Source organism: Ideonella oryzae, assembly GCF_024055665.1.
Lineage (GTDB): Bacteria > Pseudomonadota > Gammaproteobacteria > Burkholderiales > Burkholderiaceae_C > Ideonella > Ideonella oryzae.
On the sequence record NZ_JAMXMC010000010.1, the window covers coordinates 144,357 to 168,964 of the forward strand.

General features: G+C 71.2%; 19 protein-coding genes. 12 read left to right on the forward strand and 7 right to left on the reverse strand.

The window, feature by feature from the left end:
* Window positions 1-6 precede the first annotated feature (6 nt).
* Together M0L44_RS17545 and M0L44_RS17550 are read right to left on the reverse strand one after the other, a co-directional pair.
* Window positions 7-1,266, reverse strand: coding sequence for a putative Na+/H+ antiporter (locus tag M0L44_RS17545; protein WP_252771121.1), 1,260 nt, complete (start codon window positions 1,264-1,266; stop codon window positions 7-9).
* Between the two features lie 21 nt (window positions 1,267-1,287).
* Complete coding sequence (locus M0L44_RS17550) at window positions 1,288-2,604, reverse strand: glycerate kinase type-2 family protein (RefSeq protein WP_252771124.1); 1,317 nt, start codon at window positions 2,602-2,604, stop codon at window positions 1,288-1,290.
* Between the two features lie 170 nt (window positions 2,605-2,774).
* Between M0L44_RS17550 and M0L44_RS17555 the strand changes: the two genes are divergently transcribed.
* Both M0L44_RS17555 and M0L44_RS17560 read left to right on the forward strand, forming a co-directional pair.
* A complete protein-coding gene (locus tag M0L44_RS17555; RefSeq protein WP_252771127.1) occupies window positions 2,775-3,887 on the forward strand; it encodes a DUF4056 domain-containing protein in 1,113 nt (370 codons plus the stop codon).
* A 63-nt stretch (window positions 3,888-3,950) separates the two neighbouring features.
* Window positions 3,951-5,423, forward strand: a complete 1,473-nt coding sequence (locus M0L44_RS17560) for an 8-oxoguanine deaminase (RefSeq protein WP_435526439.1) — start codon at window positions 3,951-3,953, stop codon at window positions 5,421-5,423.
* Window positions 5,424-5,439: 16 nt separating this feature from the next.
* Here the strand turns inward: M0L44_RS17560 and M0L44_RS22145 are convergent, their stop codons facing one another.
* On the reverse strand, window positions 5,440-7,908 hold the full coding sequence (locus M0L44_RS22145; protein ID WP_354004143.1) for a protein kinase domain-containing protein: 2,469 nt from the start codon (window positions 7,906-7,908) through the stop codon (window positions 5,440-5,442).
* A 188-nt stretch (window positions 7,909-8,096) separates the two neighbouring features.
* On the opposite strand from M0L44_RS22145, the gene M0L44_RS17570 reads away from it, so the two are divergent.
* Window positions 8,097-11,801, forward strand: coding sequence for a PAS domain-containing protein (locus M0L44_RS17570; RefSeq protein WP_252771130.1), 3,705 nt, complete (start codon window positions 8,097-8,099; stop codon window positions 11,799-11,801).
* Window positions 11,802-11,830: 29 nt separating this feature from the next.
* Here M0L44_RS17570 and M0L44_RS17575 read toward each other — a convergent pair whose 3' ends face one another.
* Window positions 11,831-13,027 (reverse strand): urate hydroxylase PuuD, encoded by a 1,197-nt coding sequence (locus tag M0L44_RS17575; protein ID WP_252771131.1) that lies wholly within the window; start codon window positions 13,025-13,027, stop codon window positions 11,831-11,833.
* A 3-nt stretch (window positions 13,028-13,030) separates the two neighbouring features.
* A complete protein-coding gene (gene uraH / locus M0L44_RS17580) occupies window positions 13,031-13,387 on the reverse strand; it encodes a hydroxyisourate hydrolase (RefSeq protein WP_252771133.1) in 357 nt (118 codons plus the stop codon).
* Window positions 13,388-13,476: 89 nt separating this feature from the next.
* Between uraH and M0L44_RS17585 the strand changes: the two genes are divergently transcribed.
* From M0L44_RS17585 to M0L44_RS17625, 9 genes are all read left to right on the forward strand, one after another.
* Window positions 13,477-14,232: a GntR family transcriptional regulator gene (locus tag M0L44_RS17585; RefSeq protein ID WP_252771134.1), complete on the forward strand. Its 756-nt coding sequence runs from the start codon at window positions 13,477-13,479 to the stop codon at window positions 14,230-14,232.
* An 18-nt stretch (window positions 14,233-14,250) separates the two neighbouring features.
* Window positions 14,251-15,222 carry an allantoinase PuuE gene (gene puuE / locus M0L44_RS17590; protein WP_252771136.1) on the forward strand — a complete coding sequence of 324 codons (972 nt, stop codon included), beginning with the start codon at window positions 14,251-14,253 and terminating at the stop codon, window positions 15,220-15,222.
* Window positions 15,223-15,226: 4 nt separating this feature from the next.
* Complete coding sequence (gene uraD, locus M0L44_RS17595) at window positions 15,227-17,023, forward strand: 2-oxo-4-hydroxy-4-carboxy-5-ureidoimidazoline decarboxylase (RefSeq protein ID WP_252771139.1); 1,797 nt, start codon at window positions 15,227-15,229, stop codon at window positions 17,021-17,023.
* Window positions 17,020-18,282: a M20/M25/M40 family metallo-hydrolase gene (locus M0L44_RS17600; protein ID WP_252771141.1), complete on the forward strand. Its 1,263-nt coding sequence runs from the start codon at window positions 17,020-17,022 to the stop codon at window positions 18,280-18,282. Before uraD ends, M0L44_RS17600 begins: the two co-directional genes overlap by 4 nt.
* Window positions 18,283-18,377: 95 nt before the next feature.
* Complete coding sequence (locus M0L44_RS17605; RefSeq protein WP_252771143.1) at window positions 18,378-19,427, forward strand: ABC transporter substrate-binding protein; 1,050 nt, start codon at window positions 18,378-18,380, stop codon at window positions 19,425-19,427.
* A gap of 87 nt (window positions 19,428-19,514) precedes the next feature.
* Complete coding sequence (locus M0L44_RS17610; protein WP_252771145.1) at window positions 19,515-20,324, forward strand: ABC transporter ATP-binding protein; 810 nt, start codon at window positions 19,515-19,517, stop codon at window positions 20,322-20,324.
* Window positions 20,321-21,103: an ABC transporter permease gene (locus M0L44_RS17615; protein WP_252771148.1), complete on the forward strand. Its 783-nt coding sequence runs from the start codon at window positions 20,321-20,323 to the stop codon at window positions 21,101-21,103. The genes M0L44_RS17610 and M0L44_RS17615 overlap by 4 nt, the downstream gene beginning before the upstream one ends.
* A 28-nt stretch (window positions 21,104-21,131) precedes the next feature.
* Complete coding sequence (locus M0L44_RS17620; RefSeq protein WP_252771149.1) at window positions 21,132-21,611, forward strand: nucleoside deaminase; 480 nt, start codon at window positions 21,132-21,134, stop codon at window positions 21,609-21,611.
* Between the two features lie 72 nt (window positions 21,612-21,683).
* Window positions 21,684-22,514, forward strand: a complete 831-nt coding sequence (locus M0L44_RS17625; RefSeq protein ID WP_252771187.1) for an urease accessory protein UreD — start codon at window positions 21,684-21,686, stop codon at window positions 22,512-22,514.
* A gap of 15 nt (window positions 22,515-22,529) precedes the next feature.
* Here the strand turns inward: M0L44_RS17625 and M0L44_RS17630 are convergent, their stop codons facing one another.
* Both M0L44_RS17630 and M0L44_RS17635 read right to left on the reverse strand, forming a co-directional pair.
* Window positions 22,530-23,201 (reverse strand): glutathione S-transferase family protein, encoded by a 672-nt coding sequence (locus M0L44_RS17630; RefSeq protein ID WP_252771151.1) that lies wholly within the window; start codon window positions 23,199-23,201, stop codon window positions 22,530-22,532.
* Window positions 23,198-24,511 (reverse strand): BaiN/RdsA family NAD(P)/FAD-dependent oxidoreductase, encoded by a 1,314-nt coding sequence (locus M0L44_RS17635; protein ID WP_256490336.1) that lies wholly within the window; start codon window positions 24,509-24,511, stop codon window positions 23,198-23,200. Before M0L44_RS17635 ends, M0L44_RS17630 begins: the two co-directional genes overlap by 4 nt.
* Window positions 24,512-24,608 lie beyond the last annotated feature (97 nt).

Here is a 24,608-nt window from a genome sequence, read left to right on the forward strand (position 1 = left end):
CGCCCCTCAGAACAGGCGGAAAGCCGCGATCGCCACCAGGGTCGGGGGCGTGGCGGCCAGCAGCAGCGCCACCGGCTGGATGGCCTGCTGCGAGAAGCTGCCCTTGAGCACCGCAGCGCCGGCCGGGTTGGGGGCGTTGGCGATCAGGGTCAGCCCCCCGCCCGTCACCGCGCCGCTGACCAGCGCGATCTTGAACTCCTGGCTCAGGCCGGGCACCAGCGAGCCCAGGTAAGTCAGCGCAGCGTTGTCGGTCACCGCGGTCAGCGCCGTGGCGCCGAAGTACACCGCGTTGGCATCCATGGTCATCAGCAGCGGCTGCAGCCACCACTGCTGCAGCCCCCCCAGCACCACCAGGCCGGCCAGGAAGAAGGCCACCATCAGCGCCTCGCGCAGCAGCAAGGGGTTCTGGTAGCGCTCGTAGGCGTGGGTGAAGCCCAGGAAAAACAGGAACAGGCCCATGAACACCGGCGGGTGGTGCGAGAAGGCCGCCACACCGGCCAGGAAGGCCACGTGCACCGTCATCACCGGCCAGGGCACCATCTCGCCCAGGGCCGAGGCCTTGCCCGACACCGTGGCCAGCTCGCGCCGGAACAGCAGGGTCAGCACCGCGGCATTGACCACCACCGCCAGCGCGGCCCGGTCGCCGATGTGCTCGATCATGAAGGCCAGGTCCCAGTTCCAGGCCTCGGCCACCATCAGCACCGGCGGCGCGGCAAAGTTGGTCAGCGTGCCACCGATGGAGACGTTGACAAAGAGCACGCCCAGCGCACCGTACTTGAGCTTCTCGGACACCGGCGCCGCATAGATGCCATTGCGCAGCAGCAGGGCCGCCAGTGTCATGGCCGCCGGCTCGGTGATGAAGGAGCCCAGCAGCGGCACCAGCGACAGCGTGACAAAGAAGATGGCCGCGCTGCGCGGCACTGGCAGCAGCAGGGCCACCAGGTGCACCATGCGCGCGGCCAGTTGCAGGATCGGCCGGGTGCCCGCCATCACCATGATGGCGAACACAAACATCGGCTCGGTGAAGTTGCGCTCGTCCAGGTAGTGCACCGCCGCCTGCCTGCCCTGCGTGGCGAACATGAACACCAGCAGCACCATGGCCCAGAAGCCGAACACCACCTCGACCTCGCCCAGCAAATGCCAAATGCCGGCATGCTCGGGCTGGCGGTGGGCCAGCTTCTCGAAGAACTTGGTCGAGAAGGTGTGCAGCAGAGCGACGGCGAAGAGGCCGGCGCCCACCCACTGGATCAGGCTGGTGTCAGTCATGGGGCGCCACCATACCGCAGCTCAGACGACGAGCAGGGCGCGGAAGTCGTTGACGTTGGTCATCGTCGGCCCGGTGACCAGCAGGTCGCCCAGGGCGCCAAAGAAACCGTAGGCATCGTGCCGCTGCAGGTGCTCGGCGGCCGAGACGCCGGCCACCGCAGCGCGCGCCAGGGTGTCGGGCGTGACCCAGGCGCCGGCGTTGTCCTCCACCCCGTCGATGCCGTCGGTGTCGCCGGCCAGGGCCCAGATGCCCGGCTCGCCCTGCAGCGCCAGCGCGGTGCCGAGCAGGAACTCGGTGGCCCGCCCGCCGCGGCCCGGTGCCTGCCCGCTGCCCGGCAGCGGCAGGGTCACCGTGGTCTCGCCCCCGGAGAGGATCAGGCAGGGCCGCGCGAAGGGCTGGCCGTGCCGACGGCAGGCCCGGGCCAGCGCGGCATGCACCCGCCCCACTTCGCTCGATTCGCCCTCGATCTCGTCGGACAGCACATGCACCGCCAGGCCCTGCTGGCGGGCCAGGGCAGCGGCGGCCTCCAGGCTCTGGCGCGGCGCGGCGATCACCCGGGCCTCGGCGCGGGCAAAGCAGGCGTCGCCCGGCTTGGGCGTCTCCCAGGCGCCGCTGCGCAGGGCCTCCAGGGCAACTGCGGGCAGCACGATGCCGTGGCGGTCCAGCAGGGCCAGGGCCTCGGCGCAGGTGCTGGGGTCCGGCACGGTCGGGCCGCTGGCGATGACCGAGGGCTCGTCGCCCGGCACGTCGGAGATCAGCAGGCTGAGCACCCGGGCGGGCGCGCAGGCCGCGGCCAGCCGGCCGCCCTTGATGGCCGAGAGGTGCTTGCGCACCGTGTTCATCGCGCCGATGGGCGCGCCGCTGGCCAGCAGCGCGCGGTTGACCGCCTGCTTGTCGGCCAGGGTCAGGCCCGGCATGGGCAGGCTCAAGAGGGCCGAGCCGCCACCGGAGACCAGGCAGATCACCAGATCGCGCTCGGTCAGGCCCTGGGTCAGCGCCAGCATGCGCTCGGCCGCGCGCTGGCCTGCCGCATCGGGCACGGGGTGCGCGGCCTCCACCAGCTCCACCCGGTGCGGGTGCTCAGCCCAGCCCGGCGGGGTGTGGCCATAGCGGGTGACCACCAGCCCCGACAGCGGGGCCTCGGCCGGCCAGGCGGCCTCCAGCGCCGCCACCATGGCGCCACCGGCCTTGCCAGCACCCAGCACCAAGGTGCGTCCGCCCTCGGGCGGCGGCGGCAGGTGGGCGGCCAGCATGGCCTCGGGCCGGGCCACGCGCACGGCTTCGTCGAACAGGCTCCGCAGCAGCGCGCGGGCCTGGGCATCGGTCCAGTCAGGCATCGCGGACTCCTGCGCCGAACGGGTGGGGTTGGACGGGCCGGCGCGGGAGCCGCGCGGGAGGTGGGAGGACCACGGACAACATGACAGGACAGAACCCAGAGGTGACAATCGCCGGAAGGGCCCGGCCTTGCATCGACGATAGCAGCCGCAGCTCCTCGCCCTGCCTGATGTTGTCCCTGCTGTCCCGCCGCTGCCAGACCGGGGGAACCCTGGCGGCCACCGGCGCCCTGCTGCTGGCCCTGGCCGGCCCCGCTGCAGGCCGCCCCCTGCCCACGGACCAGACACCTCCGGTGCCGGTCGGACGGGGGGGCACCCTCCCCACCCCCTACACCCTGGCCATCCTGCCCAACACCCTGGCGGACCCGTCGGACCTGGGCCAGCACAGCTGGCGCGACCACAGCAGCGAGACCCTGGGCATCCTCTACGCCTGCCGCGCCGGCTTCCTGGACCTGGTCCACATCCGCAATGCCGCGGACTGGACGCTGCACCTGCAGGCCCGCTTCCTGCGGGCCCTCCTGCGCGGCGACCCCGGGCTGGATTTCGACGGCACGGATCGCGGCGTGCGGGTGCAGGTGACCTTCCCCACCGTGCTGACGCCGGCCGAACGCGAGACCCTGGCCCCGGCGCTGGCACTGCAACTGGCCCGGCGCTACGCCTTCTTCGTGCTGGACTGGCACGAGGTGATGACCTGGTACGGCCACAGCACCCTGCCGCTGGCCTCGGAGCGCCCCTCGGCCTTCTCGGTGGACGACACCGCCTCGCATCTGGTGGGCCTGGACCTGGCGGAACAGGCCCTGGCCGACCCGGACCGGGACCTGCTGCCCGCCCTCACCGCCCAGCTGGCGCCGCTGCTGCAGTCGCTGGACGTGCAGCCCCGCAGCCAGACCACCCTGGCGATGGAGCGGGTCAAGGGCCTGTGGTGGAACCCGCACCGGTCCTGGCCCCGCAACAGCTTCATCTCGCGCCGCTATGTCGACGCGGGCCAGCCCGAGCAGCCACTCACCCCTTGGCGGGTGCCCGGGCTGGCCGCCTGCGAGGGCAGCGTCCCGGCCCAGTGGCAGGTCGACCAATTGGACCGCCTGGCCGAAGGCCGCTTTCTCCACTGGGAACAGGCCCGCCTGCAGCCCGGCATGCCCGAGATCCTGCGGGCCAGCTTCGGCGAAGGCAGCCCGCAGGTCCGCGCCGGCACGCTGGCCCTGCCCGAGGACCTGCCCACCGTGCTGGACGAGGTCCGGTGCCGCGTGCGCGAGGAACTGGGCCCGCGGGCCGACCAACCCGACTGAGCCCCGGCCCACCAGGACACACGAAAGACACCCATGCCCTTGGACTCCCACTTGGACACGCACTTGAACGACCCCACCCTGCTGATCCGTGACGCCGACCTGGTGGTCACGGTGGACGAACAGCGCCGCGAGCTGCCCCGCGCCAGCGTGCTGGTGCGCGGCCGCGCGATCGAGGCCATCGGCCCGGCCGACAGCCTGCCGCGCGAGGCCGACGAGGTGATCGACGCCCGTGGCCACATCGTCATCCCCGGCCTGGTCAACACCCACCACCACATGTACCAGAGCCTGACGCGGGCGATTCCCGCCGCGCAGGACGCCGAACTCTTTGGTTGGCTGAAGACGCTCTACCCCATCTGGGCCGGGCTGACGCCGGAGATGGTGCGGGTGTCCACGCAGGTGGCCATGGCCGAGCTGCTGCTCTCGGGCTGCACCACCAGTTCGGACCACCTCTACCTCTACCCCAACGGCGTGCGGTTGGACGACAGCATCGAGGCGGCCGAGGCCATCGGCATGCGCTTTCACGCCGCGCGCGGCAGCATGAGCGTGGGCGAGAGCGCCGGCGGCCTGCCGCCCGACGCGCTGGTGGAGCGGGAGGACGCCATCCTGGCCGACACCCGGCGCCTGATCGAGACCTGGCATGACGCCAGCCGCTTCAGCATGCGCCGCGTGGTGGCCGCGCCCTGCTCGCCCTTCTCGGTCAGCCGCGAGCTGATGCGCGACTCGGCCGAACTGGCCCGCAGCTACGGCACCCGGCTGCACACCCACCTGGCCGAGAACGACCACGACATCGCCTACAGCCGCGAAAAGTTCGGCATGACGCCCACCGAGTACGCCGAGAGCCTGGGCTGGCTGGGCGACGACGTCTGGCATGCCCACTGCGTCAAGCTCGACGGCCACGGCATCGCCCGCTTCGCCGCCACCGGCACCGGCGTGGCCCACTGCCCCTGCAGCAACATGCGCCTGGCCTCGGGCATCGCCCCCATCCGCCGCATGCTGGACGCCGGCGTCCCGGTGGGCCTGGGCGTGGACGGCAGCGCCAGCAACGACGGCGCCCACCTGCTGGGCGAGGCCCGCCAGGCCCTGCTGCTGGCGCGGGTGGGTCGGTCACTGGAAACGGGTCCGTCGACGGGCCGCCCCGAGACGGACCGCGCCCATGAACCTGGTTCTGGGGGCAGGAGCGAAGCGACGTGGGGGCTCAGTTTCGGTTGCGACCATGGGCCGGCCGAGATGACGGCACGCCACACCTTGGAAATTGCCACCCGCGGCGGCGCCCGGGTGCTGGGGCGCGACGACATCGGCCACCTGGCCCCGGGCATGGCGGCCGACCTGGCCCTGTTCGATCTGCGCACCCTGGCCCTGGCTGGCGGCGCGGTGCACGACCCGCTGGGCGCGCTGCTGCTGTGCGCGCCCAGTCAGGCGGCCTACACGGTGGTCAACGGCCGGGTGGTGGTGCGCGAAGGCCAGCTGGCCACGCTGGAGCTGGTGCCGCTGCTGGCGCGCCACAACGCCCTGGCCCGGCAACTGGCCGGCGGCTGAAGCCGCACGCCAGCGCTCAGGACTGCTGCCGGAAGGCCATCACGGCCTGGTTGCGCAGGGTGCGCAACTGGGCCAGCACCTGCTCGCCCAGCACCAGGCGGTCGGGCGGCAGCAGGTCGGCGTAGATCAGGCCGAAGCTGCTCTGCTTGAGCACCAGCGGCAACACCAGGAAGGCGCTGGCCCGCACCTGCTGGTGGAACCAGGGTGGCAGAGCCTCGGCGATCGGTCCGGTGCTGGTGTCGTGGATCAGCGTGTCGGCGCCGCGCTGGCAGACCGCGGTGAACAGATCCGGAGCCTTGCCGGCCGGCGGATGCAGCGGCACGCGGAAAGCCTGGCAGACGGCCTCGACCCCCTCGCCCAGGCCGAAGCGCCCCGTCAGCTGCTCGCCCTTGGCGTCGCGCAGGCAGAAGACCACGCGCGAGAAGCCCACCGCGCGGTAGAAGGTCTCCAGCACCATGCGCAGCACCTGGCTGAGGTCCACCTGGTCGCTGACCATGGCCTGGGTGACGTCGGCGATACCAGCGGTCAACAGGGCCTGGACCAGGGCGCCATCCTGCGCGGCCTGCGGCAGGCGCAGTGTCGGCTCGGCCGGATCCGGCAGCGCATCGGGCGGCAGGGTCGTGGCATCCAGCGCCAGGGCCAGCGTGGCGTCCTCGTCCGCCACCACGGTGGTTTGGGCCACCAGCCATTGGCGCACGGGGGAATCCGCGGCCAGCACCAGGGCACTGGCCTGCACGAAGTCGCCCACCTGTTCACGCGCCTGGCGCACCGCCTCGGCCACGGTGGCGGGCTGCAGGCCCAGGGCAGAGGCGTAGCCGCCGGCCAGGGCCTCCAGCCGGCCGCTGGCCTGGGAAGGATCGGTGCTCAGCAGGGCATCGGCCACCTCGTTGGCGGCGCTCGCGAGCCAGCGCAGGCGCTCGGCCGGCTCGGTCACCGGACGGGACGGCACGCGCCCCGCGGGCAGGCGCATGACCTGCTGCAGCGGCTCAGGCAGGCCCCAGCGGCGCACCACCTCGCAACCCAGGGTCTCGTAGTCCACGCCCAGCACCCGCCAGGCGGCGGTCGACTCGCCCACGCGGGCCGCCAGCTCGCGCACCTCCTGGGCCTCCTCGACGAAGTAGAAGCCCACCAGCAGGCGGCCCAGGTTGCGGAACATCGCGCCGATGAAGGCCTCCTCGCGTTCCTGGGGCGTCTGGCTGAAGCCCTGGGCCAGCATGCCGGCCATCAGGGCGCGCAGGAATTCCTGGGTCAGCGCCTGGGCATGGGCCCGGTCGCGCATGTGCTCCAGCAGCACCAGCGACAGCGCCATGTTGCGCACACCGCGCAGGCCCACCAACGCCACCGCGCGCGAGACGGTGCCAATGGTGCCGCCCCCCGCATGCACGAAGCTGGCGCTGTTGACCAGGCGCAGCAGCTTGTGGGTCAGCGCCACGTCCTTGAGGATCTCGTTGGCCAGGTTGGAGAGGTTGGCCTGCTCGTCGCTGGCCACCCGGTGGATGCGGGCCACGGCCTCGCCCAGCGCGGGGAAGTCGCTCTTGTGGCGCATGCGGCGCCAGAGGAATTCCAGCGTCCCCTGGCCGGCGCTCGGCGCGCCAGCGCCCATGTCCAAGGGCATGGGCATGGTGCTGTTGGCCCCTGCATCGATGCCGTCCAGCCAGTTGACCAGGGCCTCGCGCAAGGCCTGGGCACTGGCGGTGCGCTGGGCCGGCTCGTGAGCCAGGGCCTCGGCCAGGATGGCGCGCAGGTGGGCATCGGCACGGTCGCCCAGGTCCTGGGGCAGCATCACCGGCACGGTGGCGGCCCGGCGCATGGCCGCGACGGGGTCGGCCTCCGGGGTGCGGACCGGGTGGCCCGCCAGCATCTCCACCAGGATCAGCGCCAGGGAGAACACGTCCATCGCAGGCGCGGGCGGCGCACCGCGGGCGGCCTCGGGCGCGATGTAGCCGGGCGTGCCGACGATGGCACCCGCTTCTGGCCCGCCCTGGAGCGTGGGGTGCCCACTGGCGTCCAGCCGTGCGGCGATGCCGAAGTCCATCACCCGGGCATGGCCCTGGGCGTCGATCAGGATGTTGGAGGGTTTCAGGTCGCGGTGCACCACGCCCGCGTGGTGGGCCACCTGCAGGGCGTCCAGCACGTCGCAGGCCATGCGCAGGGCCTCGCGCCAGGGCATGGGGCCGCGTTGCAGGCGCTCGGCCAGCGAGCCGCCGGGCACCCACTCGAAGACCATGTAAGGGCGCCCTTCGTGGATGTCCGCCTCGAAGACCGGCACGATGTGCGGGTGCCGCAGGCGGCTGACCGCCCGGGCCTCGTGCAGCCAGGCATCCATTTCGTCGGCACCGAGCGGCTCGTGGCGCAGCTTGAGCGCGACTTCGCGGTCCAGCTTGGGATCGTGTGCCAGCCACACGGTGGCCTGGGCCCCCCGGCCCAGCGTGCGGCGGAGCAGGAAGCGGCCAACTTGGGTGCTGGAGCGGACGTCGTGGTTCACGGTGGGCATGCGGGACACAGGGGCACAGACCAGCCGGCCCCACCCGGACGGGACCGACACGCGCCGATTACACCGCGCGCGCCACCGGACCGAACCCGCAAAATGCGGCGGCTTCAGGGGTCAAACCCCGGCGGTGCTGCGCTATGCTGGGCGGGCTCCGCATCCCCCACCCGCGGGCCCCACGTCCCATGCCGCTGTCCTGCCCGCGTTTTCTGCTGCCCCTGCTGCTGGCCTGCTGCTGGCCGCTGGCGACGCCCGCCGCAGAGACCGTGCCCGGCCAGGACCGCTTGGTGGTCGTCATGGACGACAACTACCCGCCCTATGTCTTCCGCGGGCCGGACGGCCAGCTCCAGGGCTACCTCGTCGACAGCTGGCAGCTGTGGCAGCGCAAGACAGGCACCCCGGTGGAACTGCGGGCCGAGGACTGGGCCCAGGCCCTGAAGGACATGGCCGAGGGGCGGGCCCAGGTGATCGACACCATCTTCCGCACGCCCGAGCGTGAAGCCAGCTTGAGCTTCTCGGCCCCTTATGCCGACGTGCCGGTGCACGTCTACGTTCACAAGGACATTGGCGGCATCCGCGACCTCGCCGCGCTCAAGGGCTTCGTGGTGGGCGTGAAGGATGGCGACGCCTGCATCGAGCGGCTGGCCGAGGCCGGGGTCACCCGCCTGACGCGTCTGCCCAGCTACCCGGCCCTGATCGAGGCGGCCAAGGCCAGCACGGTCCGCATGTTCTGCATGGACGGCCCGCCGGCCGATTTCCTGCTTTACCGCGCCGGCATGCACCGCGACTATCGCGCTGTGCTGACCCTGGGTGGCGGGCAACTGCACCATGCGGTGCACAAGAGCGACCTGGCCACGCTGTCCCGGGTCGACAAGGGCTTTGCCGCCTTCACCGACGAGGACCGCGAGGCCCTGCGTCGGCAATGGCTCAGCCCGGGCGAGCGCGTCCCGGCCGCCTGGGAACACTACGTCGGCCTGATCGCCCTGGGCGGGGTGGTGCTGGGGGTGATCATCCTGGGCTGGGGCATGGCCCTGCGCCGCATGGTGGAGCGGCGCACCGCCGAGTTGCATGCCCAGCGGCGGCAGCTGCAGACCCTGATCAGCACCCTGCCCGACCTGGTCTTCGTCAAGGACCTGTCCGGCCGCTACATGACCTGCAACCCGGCCTTCGCCGAGCGGCATGGCGTCGCGGCCGAGGACATCGTCGGCAAGACCGACGGCGAGTTGCTGCCCGAGGCCGAGGCCCAGCTCGCCCGCCAGCGGGACCGCGAGGCCCTGCAGCATGGGCACCGCACCATCGCCGAAGAATGGCTGCGCTCGCCGGGCCAGACGGAAGCCGGTCTGTTCGAGGTCATCCGCACGCCGCTGCGCGACACCCAGCAGCGGGTGATCGGCGTGGTGGGCATCGCCCGCGACGTCACCCAGTACCGCCAGAACGAGGAGCGGCTCAGCCGCCTCAATCGCCTGTACCGGGTGTTGGCCCGGGTGCAGGAGGCCTCGGCCCTGACGCGGGACGCGGTGACCCTGTTCGGCGTCGTGTGTGGGGCCCTCAAGAGTGAGGGCAGCCTCTATGAGGCCTGGATCGGACAGCCCGATGCGGCCGAGGACTGGCTGCAGCCGGTGGCCCAGGTCGGCTTCATCGATGCCCCCTCGGCCGTCGGCCTGCGCGAGGACCCGCCCAGCACCGTGGAAGCCCGCGCCTGGCATGGGGGCGGCATGGTGGTTGAGCATCTGCTCGAAGAGACGGACGCGCCCGGAGACACCCGGGTGGCCATGGTGCTGCGCGCAGGCAGCCAGCGGCGCGCGGTGCTGAGCCTGTGCGGTGACCGCCTGGGCCCCGAGGAAACCGCCCTGCTGGAGCGCCTGGCCGGGCAGGTCAGCCTGGCCCTGGCCGCGGCGGAGGCCGAAACCACGCGCCGCGTGGCCGTGGCCGCGCTGCAGGACAGCGAGATGCGCTTCGCGCAGATGTTCCAGACCAGCCCGGTGGGGATGCTGCTGTGCCGGGCCAATGACAGCCATGTGGTGGACGTCAACACCGCCTGGCTGGAACTCTTCGGTCAGCGCATCGACGAGGTGATCGGGCGGGCCGTGGAGGCCCTCGGGCTCTCGCCGTCGGGCCAGGCACACAGCCACCTGCTGGAGACGATGCTGCGCGAGGGACATCGCGTGAAAAGCCGCGAGATCGGCCTGCAGCGGCGCAACGGCGAAGCGCTGGACATCGCCTTCTCTGCCACCCGCATGAGCATCGGGGCGCAGGACTACCTGCTGGCCTCCTTCGTCGACATCACCTACCAGAAGCTGGCCACGCGCCAGCTGGCCGCCGAGGCCGAACTGCTCGAGCGCGAGGTAGCCCGGCGCACGGCCGAGCTCAACAGCCTGTTCCAGGCCCTGCCCGACATGTACTTCCGCCTGTCCGCGGATGGGCGGATGCTGGATGCCCGGGCCGGCAACAACGCAGACCTGGTCCGCCCGGCGCAGGACCAGATCGGCCTGCACATCGGCGACGTGCTGTCACCGGAAGCCACGGAGCTGCTGATGCAGGGCCTGGCCCGGGCACTGCGCACCCGCCAGCCCGTCACCGTGGAGTACGTGGCCCATCCCCCCCACGCCGGCACGCAGACCTACGAGGCGCGGATGGCCCCCGCCGGAGAAGATGTGGTGGCCGTGGTCCGCAATGTCTCCGAACGCCACGCCCTGGAAGCCGAGCGCGAGGCCGCCCGTGAACTGGCCGAACGCCAGGCGCGCCACCGCAGCGAGTTCCTGGCCAACATGAGCCACGAGATCCGCACGCCGCTCAACGCCATCCTGGGCTTTGCCCAACTGGGCCTCGAAAAAGCCCGTCAAAGCCCGGCGGAAGAAGGCTACCTGCGCATCCTGGGGGCCGGTCGCCTGCTGCTGGGCATCATCAACGACGTGCTGGACTTCTCGAAGATCGAGGCCGAGCGCCTGGACGTGGAGTCCATCCCCGCCAACCCGCGCCAGCTGATCGAAGCGGCCGCCGACATGATCCGGGACGGGGCCATCACCAAGGGCCTGAGCCTGGACATCCGGCTGGCCGAATCCCTGCCCGACACCTGCCTGACCGACCCGCTGCGGCTGCAGCAGATCCTGGCCAACCTGCTGTCCAACGCGCTGAAGTTCACCGCCAGCGGCCGCATCGAACTGCGGGCGGATGTCGAGGGTGAGGAGATGGTGATCGCGGTCAGCGACACCGGCATCGGCATGAGCGCGGAGCAGCTCGACCAGCTCTTCGCCCCCTTCCACCAGGCCGACGCCTCCACCACGCGCCGCTACGGCGGCACCGGCCTGGGCCTGACCATCAGCCGGCGCCTGGCCGAGCTGATGGGCGGCGACATCATGGTGAGCTCTCAGCTGGGTCAGGGCAGCTGTTTCGTGCTGCGGCTGCCCTTGCGCACGGTCTCCATGGCCACGATGCCGCTGGACCTGCGCGAGCCGGTGCCGACGCAGGTTGAGCTGCCGCTGCGGGGCCTGCGCCTGCTGGTGGCCGAGGACAACGAGGTCAACCAGCTGGTGATCGAGCAGGCCCTGCGCGGCGCCGGGGCCGAGGTGGAGCTGGCGGGCAATGGGCGGGTGGCGGTGGATCGCGTGCGGGCCGAGCCCGGCGGCTTCCACGCCGTGCTGATGGACATCCAGATGCCCGAGATGGATGGCTTCGAGGCGACGCGCCTGCTGCGTCAGATCGCCCCCTCCCTGCCGGTCATCGGCCAGACGGCCCACGCGCTGGCGGCCGAGCGGGAGCAGTGCCTGGCCTGCGGCATGGTGGCCCATGTGGCCAAGCCCATCGACATCGGGCGGCTGATCGCCACCCTGCAGGCCGTCACGCGGCGCAGCGGGGGGCCGGCGCCGGCCCCCGCGGCCCAGCTGGCCTGAGCCCCGGACACTGACCGACCGCGCGCGCCTCAGGGCATGCCGGCGTCGAACCAGCGGCCCAGCAGGGCCCGCTCATCGTCGGTGATCTGGGTCGCGTTGTTCAACGGCATGGCCTTGAGCACCACCGCCTGCTGGTGCAGGGCCATGGCGTTCTGGCGGATCAGCTCGGGCCGGTCCAGCTCGATGCCCTTGTTCTGCACCTGCGCGTTGTGGCAGAGCACGCAGCGCTGCTGGACCAACGCCTGCACCTGGGCGAAGGTGGGCACGGGCGCCGCGGCCATCGCCGGCTTGGGTGCCGGCGCCAGGGCCAGCACCACCGCGATGATCATCGCCACCCCGGCGAGGGCATAAGCCCAGGGGGCTCGCTGGCCGGCCAGCTTGGCCTTGTGGCGTGCCACGAAGAACTGGCGGATCGACGCGCCCGCGCCCATCATCACGACCAGCACCGCCCAGTTGTGCGGCGCCTCGTACAGCCAGCCGTAGTGGTTGGACAGCATGGCGATGAGCACCGGCAGCGTGAAGTAGGTGTTGTGCACGCTGCGCTGCTTGCCGCGCTGGCCATACACCGGGTCCACCGGCAGGCCGGCCTTGAGCTGGGCCACCACCTTGCGCTGGCCGGGAATGATCCAGTGCGCCACGTTGGCGCTCATGGCGGTGGCCATCATCGCGCCCACCAGCAGGAAGGCGGCGCGCCCGGCGAAGAGCTGGGTGGCCAGCCAGGCCGCGAACACCACGACCGCGGCCACCAGGAGGCCCACGATCAGGTCGCCATGGCGCAGGCGCCCCAACAGGTGGCAGATCACGTCGTAGACCAGCCAGAACACGGCCAGAAAGCCCAGCGCCGCGGCCACCGCCCAGCCCGGCGAGGACCAGGCATGCACCCGCGGATCGATCAGGAAGGTGCGGGCCTGGAACAGGTAGAGCACGGTGAACAGGCCGAAACCGGTCAGCCAGGTGCTGTAGCTTTCCCAGAAGAACCAGTGCAGCTTCTCGGGCAGCGTCTTGGGCGCCACGGTGTACTTCTGCGGGTTGTAGAAACCCCCGCCGTGCACGGCCCACAGTTCGCCGCCCACACCCTTGTCCTTCAGGAGCGGGTCGGTCGGCGGCTCCAGGCTGCTGTCCAGGAAGACGAAGTAGAAGGACGAGCCGATCCAGGCGATGGCCACGATCACATGGGCCCAGCGCAGCAGCAGGTTGGCCCAGTCCAGCAGGTAGGTGGTGTCCATCGCTCAGCTGCCCCGGTAGGTCGAGTAGGCCCAGGGGCTGGCCAGCAGCGGCACGTGGTAGTGGGCCGCGGCATCCGCAATGCCGAAGTCCAGCGGCACGGCGTCCAGGAAGGGCGGCTCGGGCAGGTCCACCCCGGCCGCGCGGAAGTAGGCTGCCACCTCGAACACCAGGCGGTAGCGCCCGGGCTGGAAGGCCTCTGCCTTCAGCAGCGGCCCGTCGGCGCGCCCGTCGTGATTGAGCACCAGTTCGCGAATCAGTTCGGGCTCGCCGGCCGGGGGCAGGCGGTAGAGGCGGACGGCCATGCCGGCGGCGGGGCCGCCGCGCATCGTGTCCAGCACGTGGGTCGTGAGTTGTCCCATGGGGTGCAGAAAGTGGTTGAAACCTGTGAACTGAAGTGTATACACTTTCGAATACACCGCAAGACATCCCCACAAGCTCCTTGCCCGACATGGCCCGCCGCCCCGATCCCGAGACGCTCGCCCACCCCGCCGATGCCGGGGTGGAAGTGGGCCTGGGCGTCCCGGCCGCCCCTTACGAGCGCACCACCACCGACAAGATCGTCGCCTCGGTCACCGCCGCCATCGTCGAGCGCCGGCTGATGCCCGGCACCAAGCTGGTCGAGCAGCAGATCGCCAACATCTTCAAGGTCTCGCGCACCGTGGTGCGCCAGGCCCTCAACCAGCTCTCGCGCGACAAGCTGGTCACGCTGGAACCCGCCCGCGGCGCCTTTGTGCGCGAGCCCAGCGTCGAGGAGGCCCGCCAGGTCTACGAAGTGCGCACGCTGCTGGAAGGCGCGATGCTGCGCGAGCTGGCCGACCGCATCACCGAGGCCCAGATCGCCCGCCTGCGCCAGCACCTGGCCGACGAGGCCGCCGCCATCGCCCGCACCGACGTGAGCGGACGCACCCGCCTGCTGTCCGACTTCCACAGCCTGCTGGCCGGCATGCTGGGCAACGAGGTGCTGGCCGAGATGCTCTCGGACCTGCTCTCGCGCTGCTCGCTGATTGCCCTGATGTTCCAGAGCTCCCACTCGGCCGAGGAATCCTCCGGCGAGCATGTGGCCATCGTCGAGGCCCTGGCCCGGCGCGACGGTGAGGCCGCCGTGGCCCTGCTGCGCGAGCACCTGGGCAATGTGGAGCGCAACCTGCGCCTGAACCCGCGCGTGGCCGACCTGGCCACCGCCCTGCAACCCGACACCCCGTGAATGCCCGGTGAACACACCATGAGCACGACGCCCCGCTACCCCCGCGACCTGATCGGCTACGGCCGCAACCCACCCCACGCCCGCTGGCCCGGCAACGCCCGGGTGGCCGTGCAGTTCGTGCTGAACTACGAGGAAGGCGGCGAGAACGCGGTGCTGCACGGCGACGCCGGCAGCGAGCAGTTCCTCTCGGAGATGTTCAACCCCGCCGCCTACCCGGCCCGCCACCTGTCGATGGAGGGCATCTACGAGTACGGCTCGCGGGTGGGGGTGTGGCGCATCCTGCGCGAGTTCGAGCGCCGCGGCCTGCCGCTGACCGTCTTCGGCGTCTCGATGGCGCTGGAGCGTCACCCCGAGCTGACCCAGGCCTTTGTTGAGCTGGGCCACGAGATCGCCTGCCACGGCTGGCGCTGGATCCACTACCAGAACCTGCCGGAAGAGGTGGAGCGCGAGCACATGGCCCGCGGCATGGAGATCCTGCAGAAGCTCACTGGCGAACGACCCCTGGGCTGGTACACCGGCCGCGACAGCCCCAACACCCGCCGCCTGGTGGCCGATTTCGGCGGCTTCGCCTACGACAGCGACTACTACGGCGACGACCTGCCCTTCTGGCTGCAGGTGAAGAAGAGCGATGGCAGCCTGGCGCCGCACCTGGTGGTGCCCTACACGCTGGACACCAACGACATGCGCTTCTCGCTGCCGCAGGGCTTCAGCCACGGCGACGAATTCTTCGAGTACCTGCGCGACGCCTTCGACGTGCACTACGCCGAAGGCGATCGTGATCCGGCCGAGGGCGGCGGCGGCCCCAGCATGCTGAGCATCGGCATGCACTGCCGGCTGCTGGGCCGCCCGGGCCGCTTCAAGGCCCTGCAGCGCTTTCTGGACCATGTGCAGAGCCACAGCCGGGTCTGGGTGACGCGGCGCATCGACATCGCCCAGCACTGGCGGGCCACCCATCCCTTCGATGCCGCCACCGCCTTTGTCTGGGAGTGACGCCATGCCCGCCGCGCTGACGCTGGACCTGCTCAACCGGGCCGACCACGACACCTTCTGCCGCCTGCTGGCCGGGGTCTACGAACACTCGCCCTGGATCGCCGAGGGCGCCTGGACCCGCCGGCCCTCGGACGGCTTCACCACGCTGGCCCAGCTCAAGCGCACGCTGGTGGAGGTGGTGCGCGCCGCGCCCGAAGCCGCGCAGCTGGACCTGATCCGCGCCCACCCGGAACTGGCGGGCAAGGCCATGGTGGCCAAGACGTTGACCGCCGAATCCACCGGCGAACAGCGCAGCGCCGGCCTGACCGACTGCAGCCCCGAAGAGTTCGCCCGCCTGCAGCAGCTCAACGCCGACTACAACGCCCGCTTCGGCTGGCCCTTCATCCTGGCCGTCAAGGGCCCGCGCGGCGCCGGCCTCACCCGCCAACAGATCATCGACACCTTCGCCCGGCGTCTGTCGGGCACGAAGGAGTTCGAGTTCGCCGAGTGCCTGCGCAACATCCACCGCATCGCCGAGATCCGCCTGAACGAGAAGTTCGGCGCCGAGCCGGTGCTGGGCAACCAGGTCTGGGACTGGGCCGAAGCCCTGGCCGCGCACAGCGAGCCGGGCTTTGCCGAGCGCGGCGAGCTCACCGTCACCTACCTCACGCCAGCCCACCAGGCCTGTGCCACCCAGCTGCTGCAGTGGATGCGCGAGGCCGGCTTCGACGAGGTCCAGCGGGACGCGGTGGGCAATGTGGTGGGCGTCTACCACGGCGGCGACCGCCATGCCCCGCGCCTGCTGACCGGCAGCCACTACGATACGGTGCGCAACGGCGGCAAGTACGACGGCCGGCTGGGCATCCTGGTCACGCTGGCCGCTGTGCGCGAGTTGCACCGCCAGGGCCGACGCCTGCCCTTCGGCATCGAGCTGGTGGCCTTTGCCGAGGAGGAAGGCCAGCGCTACAAGGCCACCTTCCTGGGCTCGGGTGCGCTGGTCGGCCAGTTCGACCCGGCCTGGCTGGACCAGACCGACGCCCAGGGCATCGCCATGCGCGAGGCCATGCGGGCCGCCGACCTGCCCGCCACGCTGGACGCCATCGCCGGCCTGCGCCGCAGCGCGGCCGACTACCGGGGCTATGTGGAAGTGCACATCGAGCAGGGCCCGGTGCTGGACGACCTGGATCTGCCGCTGGGCGTTGTCACCTCGATCAACGGCAGCGCGCGCTACCGCGGCCGCTACACCGGCGTGGCCAGCCATGCCGGCACCACGCCGATGAACCGCCGGCGCGACGCCGCCACCGCGGCGGCCGAGCTGGCCCTGTTCGCCGAGGCCCGCGCCTCGGCCGACGAGGGCTCGGTGGCCACGGTGGGCATGCTGGAGGTGCCCCAGGGCTCGATCAATGTGGTGCCCGGCGCCTGCGAGTTCAGCCTGGACCTGCGCGCACCCACCAACGCCCAGCGCGACGCCATGGTGCTGGACGTGCGCCGCCAGGCCCAGCGCATCGCCGAACGCCGCCGGGTGCAGCTGCAGCTCGAGGAGGTGATGGTGGCCTCGGCGGCCCCGTCCGACCCGGCCTGGCAGCGCCGCTGGGAGGCCGCGGTGCGGGCCCAGGGTCTGTCCGTCTTCCACCTGCCCAGCGGCGCCGGCCATGACGCGATGAAGCTGCATGAGCTGCTGCCGCAGGCCATGCTCTTCGTGCGCGGCGGCAACGCCGGCATCAGCCACAACCCGCTCGAATCCGTCAGCAACGACGACTGCGAACTGGCGGTGCATGCACTGCTGCACCTGCTGGATCACCTCGCCCCGGAAACCCCATGAGCCTGCCCACCGACCACCCGACCTACCTGGCCCTGGACGCCTGGATCGACGCCCACTTCGACGAAGAGGTGCGCACCCTGCAGGCCCTGGTGCAGGTGCCCACCGACACGCCCCCGGGCAACAACGCCCCCCACGCCGAGCGCACCGCCGAGCTGCTCACCGGCATGGGCCTGCCGGTCAGCCGCCACCCGGTGCCGGCCGCCGACGTGCAGGCCTATGGCCTGCAGAGCATCACCAACCTGATCGTGCGCCGCGCCTACGGTGAGGGCGGCCCCACCGTAGCCTTGAACGCCCACGGCGACGTGGTGCCCCCGGGCGAGGGCTGGACCCACGACCCCTATGGCGGCGAGGTGGTGTCCGATGCGACGGGCGGCCAGCTCTACGGCCGCGCCTCGGCGGTCAGCAAGAGCGACTTCGCGACCTACATCTACGCACTGCGCGCGCTGGAAGCCGTGGCCCGGCCGCAGCGCGGCGCCATCGAGCTGCACTTCACCTACGACGAGGAGTTCGGCGGCGAACTCGGCCCGGGCTGGCTGCTGGCCCAGGGCCTGACCCGGCCCGACCTGCTGATCGCCGCGGGCTTCAGCTACCAGGTGGTGACCGCCCACAACGGCTGCCTGCAGCTGGAGGTGACGCTGCATGGCACGGCCTCGCACGCGGCCTACCCGGAGACCGGCGTGGACGCGCTGCAGGCCGCCAACCGGCTGCTGACCGCGCTGTATGCCCACAACGAGGTGCTGCGCGGTCGCCGCTCCAGCGTGGCCGGCATCACCCACCCCTACCTGAACGTGGGCCGCATCGAGGGCGGCAGCAACACCAATGTGGTGCCCGGCAAGGTGGTCCTCAAGCTGGACCGCCGCATGATCCCCGAGGAGGACGCGGCGGCGGTGGAGGCCGAGGTGCGCGCCCTGATCGAAGAGACCATCGCGGCCTGCCCCGGCATCCGCCTGGAGATCAAGCGCCTGTTGCTGGCCCATTCGCTCAAGCCCCTGCCCGGCCATGAAAAGCTGGTGGCGCCGATTCAGCGTCACGGCGAAGCGGTGTTCGGCGAGCCCATCCCCACCTCGGGCACGCCGCTGTACACCGACGTGCGCCTGTATGGGGCCCAGGGTATCCCGGCGGTCATCTACGGGGCTGGCCCGCGCACCGTGCTGGAGTCCAACGCCAAGCGGGCCGACGAGCACCTGGCCCTGGCCGACCTGAAGCGCGCCACGCGTGTGGTGGCCCGCGCGCTGCACGACCTGCTGCAGCCGGACTGAGGGCCCTCGGACACGGCCTGCACCGCCCCGATTTCGCACGCTTCTTGCAACACCCTTCTCATCCCCGAACCTGCCTTCTCTTCCCCGGAGCCCCCATGCGCCTGAATGCCCTTGCCTCCCTTTCCCGCCTGAGCCGCCGCAGCCTGCTGGGCCTGGCAGCCGCGCTGACGCTGCCCACCCTGGCGCAGGCGCAGACCACGCCGATCAAGTTCCAGCTGGACTGGCGCTTCGAAGGCCCCAGCGCCTTCTTCCTGGTGCCGGCCGCCAAGGGCTATTTCAAGGCCGAGAAGCTGGACGTCACCATCGACGCGGGCAACGGCTCGGGCAATGCGGTCAACCGTGTGGCCTCGGGCGCCTATGACATGGGCTTTGCCGACCTGGCCGCGCTGATGGAGTTCCAGGCCAACAACCCCACCGCGCCGAACAAGCCGGTGGCGGTGATGATGGTCTACAACAACACGCCCGCGGCGGTGTTCGCGCTCAAGAAGAGCGGCATCAAGACCCCGGCCGACCTGAGCGGCAAGAAGCTGGGCGCGCCGGTGTTCGACGCCGGCCGCCGCGCCTTCCCGATCTTCCAGAAGGCCAACAACGTGGGCAAGGTGGAATGGGTCAGCATGGACCCGACGCTGCGCGAGACCATGCTGGCCAAGGGCGACCTGGACGCCATCACCGGCTTCTACTTCACCTCGCTGCTGAACCTGGAAGCCCGCGGCGTGAAGGCCAGCGATGTGACCGTCATGCCCTTCCCGCAGTTCGGCGTGAAGCTCTACGGCAACGCCATCATCGTCGGCGAGGAGTTCCTGAAGAAGCACCCGGAAGAGGTCAAGGCCTTCCTGCGGGCCTTCAGCAAGGGTGCCAAGGACGTGATCGCCGACCCCAAGGGCGCCATCGCCAGCGTGAAGGCCCGCGACGGCATCATCAATGCCGAGCTGGAGGAGCGCCGGCTGAAGCTGGCCATCGAAAGCTCGGTGGTCACGCCCGACGCCAAGGCCGAGGGCTTCGGCGACCTGAGCAAGCCGCGCCTGGCCCTGATGGCCAGCCAGGTGGCCGACGCCTTCCAGACCAAGAGCCGCATCAACCCGGATGCGGTGTGGAACGGCAACTACCTGCCCTCGGCTGCCGAGCGCGCCATCTTCAAGAAGTAAGACCCGCCGCATCGCGCTGCATGCCTGCCCCGGCACGGGGTGGGCAGCCGCCGGTGTGCCCCGCACGACCCCACGGGAGTCCCGCACATGAGCTTTGTCGACTTTCGCAACGTCTGGCTCGCCTACAACGACGAGCTGCTGGCCCAGGGCCAGTTCGCGGTGGAGGACATCAACCTGCAGGTCGAGGAAGGCGAGTTCATCGCCATCGTCGGGCCTTCGGGTTGTGGCAAGTCCACCTTCATGAAGCTGGCCACCGGCCTGAAGCGGCCCAGCAAAGGCACGGTGGAGATCGGCGGCCGCGAGGTGGACGGCCCGCTGAAGATCACCGGCATGGCCTTTCAGGCCCCCAGCCTGCTGCCATGGCGCACCACGGTGCAGAACGTGATGCTGCCGCTGGAGATCGTCGAGCCCTACCGCTCCAGCTTCAAGCAGAAGAAGGCCGAGTACGAGGCCAAGGCCCGCGCCCTGCTGCAGAGCGTGGGCCTGGGCGGCTACGAGGGCAAGTTCCCCTGGCAGCTTTCGGGCGGCATGCAGCAGCGCGCCAGCATCTGCCGCGCGCTGATCCACGAACCCAAGATGCTGCTGCTCGACGAGCCCTTCGGCGCGCTGGACGCCTTCACCCGCGAGGAGCTGTGGTGCGCGCTGCGCGACCTGCAGGCCGCGCAGAAGTTCAACGTCATCCTGGTGACGCACGACCTGCGCGAGAGCGTCTTCCTGGCCGACACCGTCTACGTGATGAGCAAGAGCCCGGGCCGCTTCGTGGTGCGCCGCGAGATCGACCTGCCCCGTCCGCGCGACCTGGAGGTGACCTACACCCCGGCCTTCTCGGACATCGTGCATGAACTGCGTGGCCACATCGGCGCCATGCGCAAGACCGGCATGGAGGTGGCTCAATGACAACTGCGGCACAACGCGCCAAGCGCCTGGAGCGCTGGTCCCCCTGGGTCCTCCTGCTGCTGACCCTGGTGGTCTGGCAGGCCATCTGCAGCGGCTTCCAGGTCAGCGAGTTCGTCTTCCCCAGCCCGCTGCGCATCTGGGACCAGGTGCTGGAATACCGCGACGTGATCCTGGGCCACGCCTGGCGCACCTTCTGGGTGACGATGACGGGCTTCGGCATCGCCATCGTGGTGGGCGTGCTGCTGGGCTTCCTGATCGGCAGCTCGCGCCTGGCTTACGCCGCCATCTACCCGCTGATGACCGGCTTCAACGCCCTGCCCAAGGCGGCCTTCGTGCCCATCCTGGTGGTGTGGTTCGGCATCGGCGTGGGGCCCGCGGTGCTCACGGCCTTCCTGATCTCCTTCTTCCCGATCACCGTCAACATCGCCACCGGCCTGGCCACGCTAGAGCCGGAGCTGGAGGACGTGCTGCGGGTGCTGGGCGCCCGGCGCTGGGACGTGCTGGTGAAGGTCGGCCTGCCGCGCTCCATGCCCTACTTCTTCGGCTCGCTGAAGGTGGCCATCACCCTGGCCTTCGTCGGCACCACGGTGTCGGAGATGACGGCCTCCAACGAAGGCATCGGCTACCTGCTGGTGAGTGCCGGCAGCGCCATGCAGATGGGGCTGGCCTTTGCCGGTCTGATGGTGGTGGGCGCGATGGCAATGGTGATGTACGAGTTCTTCTCCTGGGTCGAGAAGCGCACCACCGGCTGGGCCCACCGTGGCTCTCAGGCACACTGAGGCGCACCGAGGCTGGAACACCCGACACATGCTGAGCACCGAACAGATCGAACGCCACCTGCGCGAGGCCCAGGCCGTGGCCGAGCAGGCCATGGCCAGCGGCCACCACCCCTTCGGTGCCCTGCTGGTGGCGCCCGATGGCGAGACGGTGCTGCTGCGCCAGGCCAATGTGGACACGGTCAACCATGCCGAGGCCGTGCTGGCCCGCGAGGCCGCGCGGCTCTATGCCCCGCACCTGCTGTGGGACTGCACGCTGGTGACCACGGTGGAGCCCTGTGCCATGTGCGCCGGCACCCAGTACTGGGCCAACATCGGCCACCTGGTCTACGGCCTGGAGGAGACGGACCTGCTGGCCCTGACCGGCAACCACGCGCTCAACCCCACGCTGGCCCTGCCCTGCCGCGAGGTCTTCGCCCGCGGGCAGAAAGCCATCGAGGTGCATGGGCCCACGCCCGGGCTGCGCGAGACGCTGTTGGCGCCGCACCGGCATTTCTGGCACCACCGCTGAGCCACGCAGTCGCCCCGGGTTCGCGAGCGGCTCCCCTACACTGCGCGGTCCCCTTTTCACACTCGCATGCCCATGGGCTGGCACGGCCACCTGCACCTTCAGTACACCCGCGATGGCGAACGCACCGTCGCGCTGGACCGCCACCACGGCCCGCTGCGGGTGCTGCAGCGCCTCTACCCCGAGGGCGAGGCCATCTGCCACCATGTGCTGGTGCACCCGCCCGGCGGCATCGTGGGTGGCGACGTGCTGGACATCACCGTCGAGCAGGCCGCGGGCACCCATGCCCTGATCACCACGCCCAGCGCCACGCGCTTCTACCGCAGCGCGGGCGAGGTGGCCCGGCAGAACCTGGTGGCCCGGGTGGCCGCCGGCGCCCGGCTGGAATGGCTGCCGCTGGAGACCATCGCCTACCGCGGCTGCCTGGCCGAGAACCAGTTGCGCTTCGAGCTGGCCCCGGGCGCGCTGATGCTGGGCTGGGAGATGCTGGCCCTGGGCCTGCCGGCGGCCGACGAGGCTTTCACCCGCGGCCGCATCACCCAGCACCTGGAACTGCCAGGCACCTGGCTGGAGCGCGGCACGCTGGCCGCCGAGGACACGCTGCTGCTCGATTCCCCGCTGGGCCTGGGTGGCCAGCGGGTGCTGGGCACGCTGTGGGCGGCCGGCGGCGAGGCCCTGCCCCCGGCCCTGCGCCAGGCCCTGCTGGACGCCGCCCGCGAGGTGATGGCCGGCGACCCGCTGGATGCCCAGGCGGGCGCGACTTCGCCCGACCCGGCGGTGGTGGTCTGCCGCGCGTTGGCGCCCCGGGTGGAGCCGCTTTTTGGCCTGTGGCGGCAACTGCGCGCCCGCTGGCGCAGCCTGCTGTGGCAGCTGGACGAGGCCCCGCCGCGCATCTGGCGGATGTGAGGCCGCCCCACGCCCTCAGGCGTAGTCGTAAGGCCCGCCCTGGGCCAGGGCGCGCTGGTAGGCCGGCCGGGCGTGGATGCGGGCCAGCCAGTCGCTCAGGTGCGGGGTGCGCTCGGGCGTCAGCCCGCTGCGCTGGGCCGCCGCCTCCAACGGGAAGCTCATCGGGATGTCGGCCGCGCTGAAGTCTTCACCGGCGAACCAGGGGCGCTGCGCCAGCTCGGCCTCCATGTAGGCCAGTTGCGCCTGCAGGTTCGGCTCGACGAAGCTGTCCAGCACCTTGGCCGCGATGCCGCGGGCAATGGGCTTGACGAAGAAGGGCATGGGGGCGGTCTGGATGCGCTGGAACACCAGTTTCAGCAGCAGCGGCGGCATGGCCGAGCCTTCGGCGAAATGCAGCCAGTAGCTGAAGCGCCGGGCCTCGGGCGTGCCCGCCGGCGGGCGCAGCCGGCCCTGGCCATGGGCCTCCAGCAGGTACTCAACGATGGCCCCGCTCTCGGCCACCGTGATGTCACCGTCGGTGATGACCGGCGACTTGCCCAGCGGGTGCACCGCCTTCAGCTCGGGGGGCGCCAGCAGGGTCTGCGGGTCGCGCTGGTAGCGGCGCACCTCGTAGGGCAGGCCCAGTTCCTCCAGCAGCCACAGGATGCGCTGCGAGCGCGAGTTGTTCAGGTGGTGGACGATGATCATGCCGGCTCCACAGGGGCGGCCTGGGGCATCCCCAGCACGGACAGCAGGCCATGCGCCGCCACCGCCCCGCTGGCCAGGCAGGCGGTGAGCAGGTAGCCACCGGTGGGCGCCTCCCAGTCCAGCATCTCGCCGGCCAGGGCCACCCGAGGGGCCTGGCGCAGGCACAGGCCGGCATCCAGCGCCTCCAGCCGCACGCCGCCGGCGGTGCTGATGGCCTCGTCCAGCGGCCGCGGGGCGGTCAGGGTGATGGGCAGAGCCTTGATGCGACCGGCCAGCCAGGCCGCATCCTTGCTGAGCCGGGCCCAGTCCTCGGCGGACACCCCCTCGCGCAGCAGGGCAGCCGCGGCGCCCTTGATGCCCGCATGCTCGCGCAGGTGGTTGGCCAGCGAACGGGCCCCTCGGCCGCGCGCCAGGGCCTGCTGCAGTTCATCCAGGCTGCGGTCCGGTCGCAGGTCCAGGGTCAGGGTCGCGTGGCCCTGGTGCTGGATCTGATCTCGCAACCCCGCCGAGGCGGCATACACGAGGTTGCCTTCCAGGCCGGTGGCCGTCAGCACACACTCGCCCTTGCGCTCGAAGGACTGGCCCGCCGGCCCGGCGCAGCGCAGCACCACGTTCTTCAGCGGCGCCCCGGCATGGTGGCTGGCCAGGTATTCGCTCCAACCCACGTCGAAACCGCAGTTGGCCGGCTGCAGCGGCGCCACCGGGACGCCGGCGGCCGCCAGGGCGGGCACCCAGCGTCCATCGGAACCCAGGCGCGACCAGCTGGCCCCGCCCAGGGCCAGCAACAGCGCATCGGCCTGCACCACCTGCTCGCCCGAGGGCGTGGCGAAGCGGAGTGAGACAGGCCCATCGGCCGGCAGCACCCAGGACTCGGGCAACCAGCGATGGCGCATGTGAAAGCGCACGCCGGCACGCCGCAGGCGCTGCAGCCAGGCGCGCAGCAAAGGCGCCGCCTTCATCTCGTGCGGAAAGACCTTGCCCGAGCTGCCGACGAAGGTGGCCGCGCCCAGTCCATCGGCCCAGTCGCGCACGGCCTGCGGTGACCAGGCCCGCAGCCAGCGCCCCACAGCGTCAGCCTGCTCCCCATAGCGGCCCACGAAGGCCTCGATCGCTTCCGCATGGGTCAGGTTCAACCCCCCCTTGCCCGCCAGCAGGAACTTGCGCCCCACCGAGGGCATGGCGTCGAAGAGATCCACCGACGCACCGCCTGCGGCCAGCACCTCGGCGGCCATCAGGCCGGCAGGCCCTCCTCCAACAATGGCCACACGGCAGAGGGGGCGCGGGGGGATCGGTGCGGGGGAGATGGGCATGGGGTGGGCAGTCTATGCGAGAAGATGACCCGCGGGCGGATACCCACCCCCTCAAGAGCGGCCGCACAATGGCCGATAAGACAGTCGTACAGGCCCA

What these genes read in the sequence shown, in the direction of transcription:
- M0L44_RS17545 (WP_252771121.1), bottom strand. Translation starts at nt 1,266, where the DNA reads ATGACTGACACCAGCCTGATCCAGTGGGTGGGCGCCGGCCTCTTCGCC.
- M0L44_RS17550 (WP_252771124.1), bottom strand. Translation starts at nt 2,604, where the DNA reads ATGCCTGACTGGACCGATGCCCAGGCCCGCGCGCTGCTGCGGAGCCTG.
- M0L44_RS17570 (WP_252771130.1), top strand. Translation starts at nt 8,097, where the DNA reads ATGCCGCTGTCCTGCCCGCGTTTTCTGCTGCCCCTGCTGCTGGCCTGC.
- M0L44_RS17575 (WP_252771131.1), bottom strand. Translation starts at nt 13,027, where the DNA reads ATGGACACCACCTACCTGCTGGACTGGGCCAACCTGCTGCTGCGCTGG.
- uraH (WP_252771133.1), bottom strand. Translation starts at nt 13,387, where the DNA reads ATGGGACAACTCACGACCCACGTGCTGGACACGATGCGCGGCGGCCCC.
- M0L44_RS17585 (WP_252771134.1), top strand. Translation starts at nt 13,477, where the DNA reads ATGGCCCGCCGCCCCGATCCCGAGACGCTCGCCCACCCCGCCGATGCC.
- puuE (WP_252771136.1), top strand. Translation starts at nt 14,251, where the DNA reads ATGAGCACGACGCCCCGCTACCCCCGCGACCTGATCGGCTACGGCCGC.
- uraD (WP_252771139.1), top strand. Translation starts at nt 15,227, where the DNA reads ATGCCCGCCGCGCTGACGCTGGACCTGCTCAACCGGGCCGACCACGAC.
- M0L44_RS17600 (WP_252771141.1), top strand. Translation starts at nt 17,020, where the DNA reads ATGAGCCTGCCCACCGACCACCCGACCTACCTGGCCCTGGACGCCTGG.
- M0L44_RS17605 (WP_252771143.1), top strand. Translation starts at nt 18,378, where the DNA reads ATGCGCCTGAATGCCCTTGCCTCCCTTTCCCGCCTGAGCCGCCGCAGC.
- M0L44_RS17610 (WP_252771145.1), top strand. Translation starts at nt 19,515, where the DNA reads ATGAGCTTTGTCGACTTTCGCAACGTCTGGCTCGCCTACAACGACGAG.
- M0L44_RS17615 (WP_252771148.1), top strand. Translation starts at nt 20,321, where the DNA reads ATGACAACTGCGGCACAACGCGCCAAGCGCCTGGAGCGCTGGTCCCCC.
- M0L44_RS17620 (WP_252771149.1), top strand. Translation starts at nt 21,132, where the DNA reads ATGCTGAGCACCGAACAGATCGAACGCCACCTGCGCGAGGCCCAGGCC.
- M0L44_RS17625 (WP_252771187.1), top strand. Translation starts at nt 21,684, where the DNA reads ATGGGCTGGCACGGCCACCTGCACCTTCAGTACACCCGCGATGGCGAA.
- M0L44_RS17630 (WP_252771151.1), bottom strand. Translation starts at nt 23,201, where the DNA reads ATGATCATCGTCCACCACCTGAACAACTCGCGCTCGCAGCGCATCCTG.
- M0L44_RS17635 (WP_256490336.1), bottom strand. Translation starts at nt 24,511, where the DNA reads ATGCCCATCTCCCCCGCACCGATCCCCCCGCGCCCCCTCTGCCGTGTG.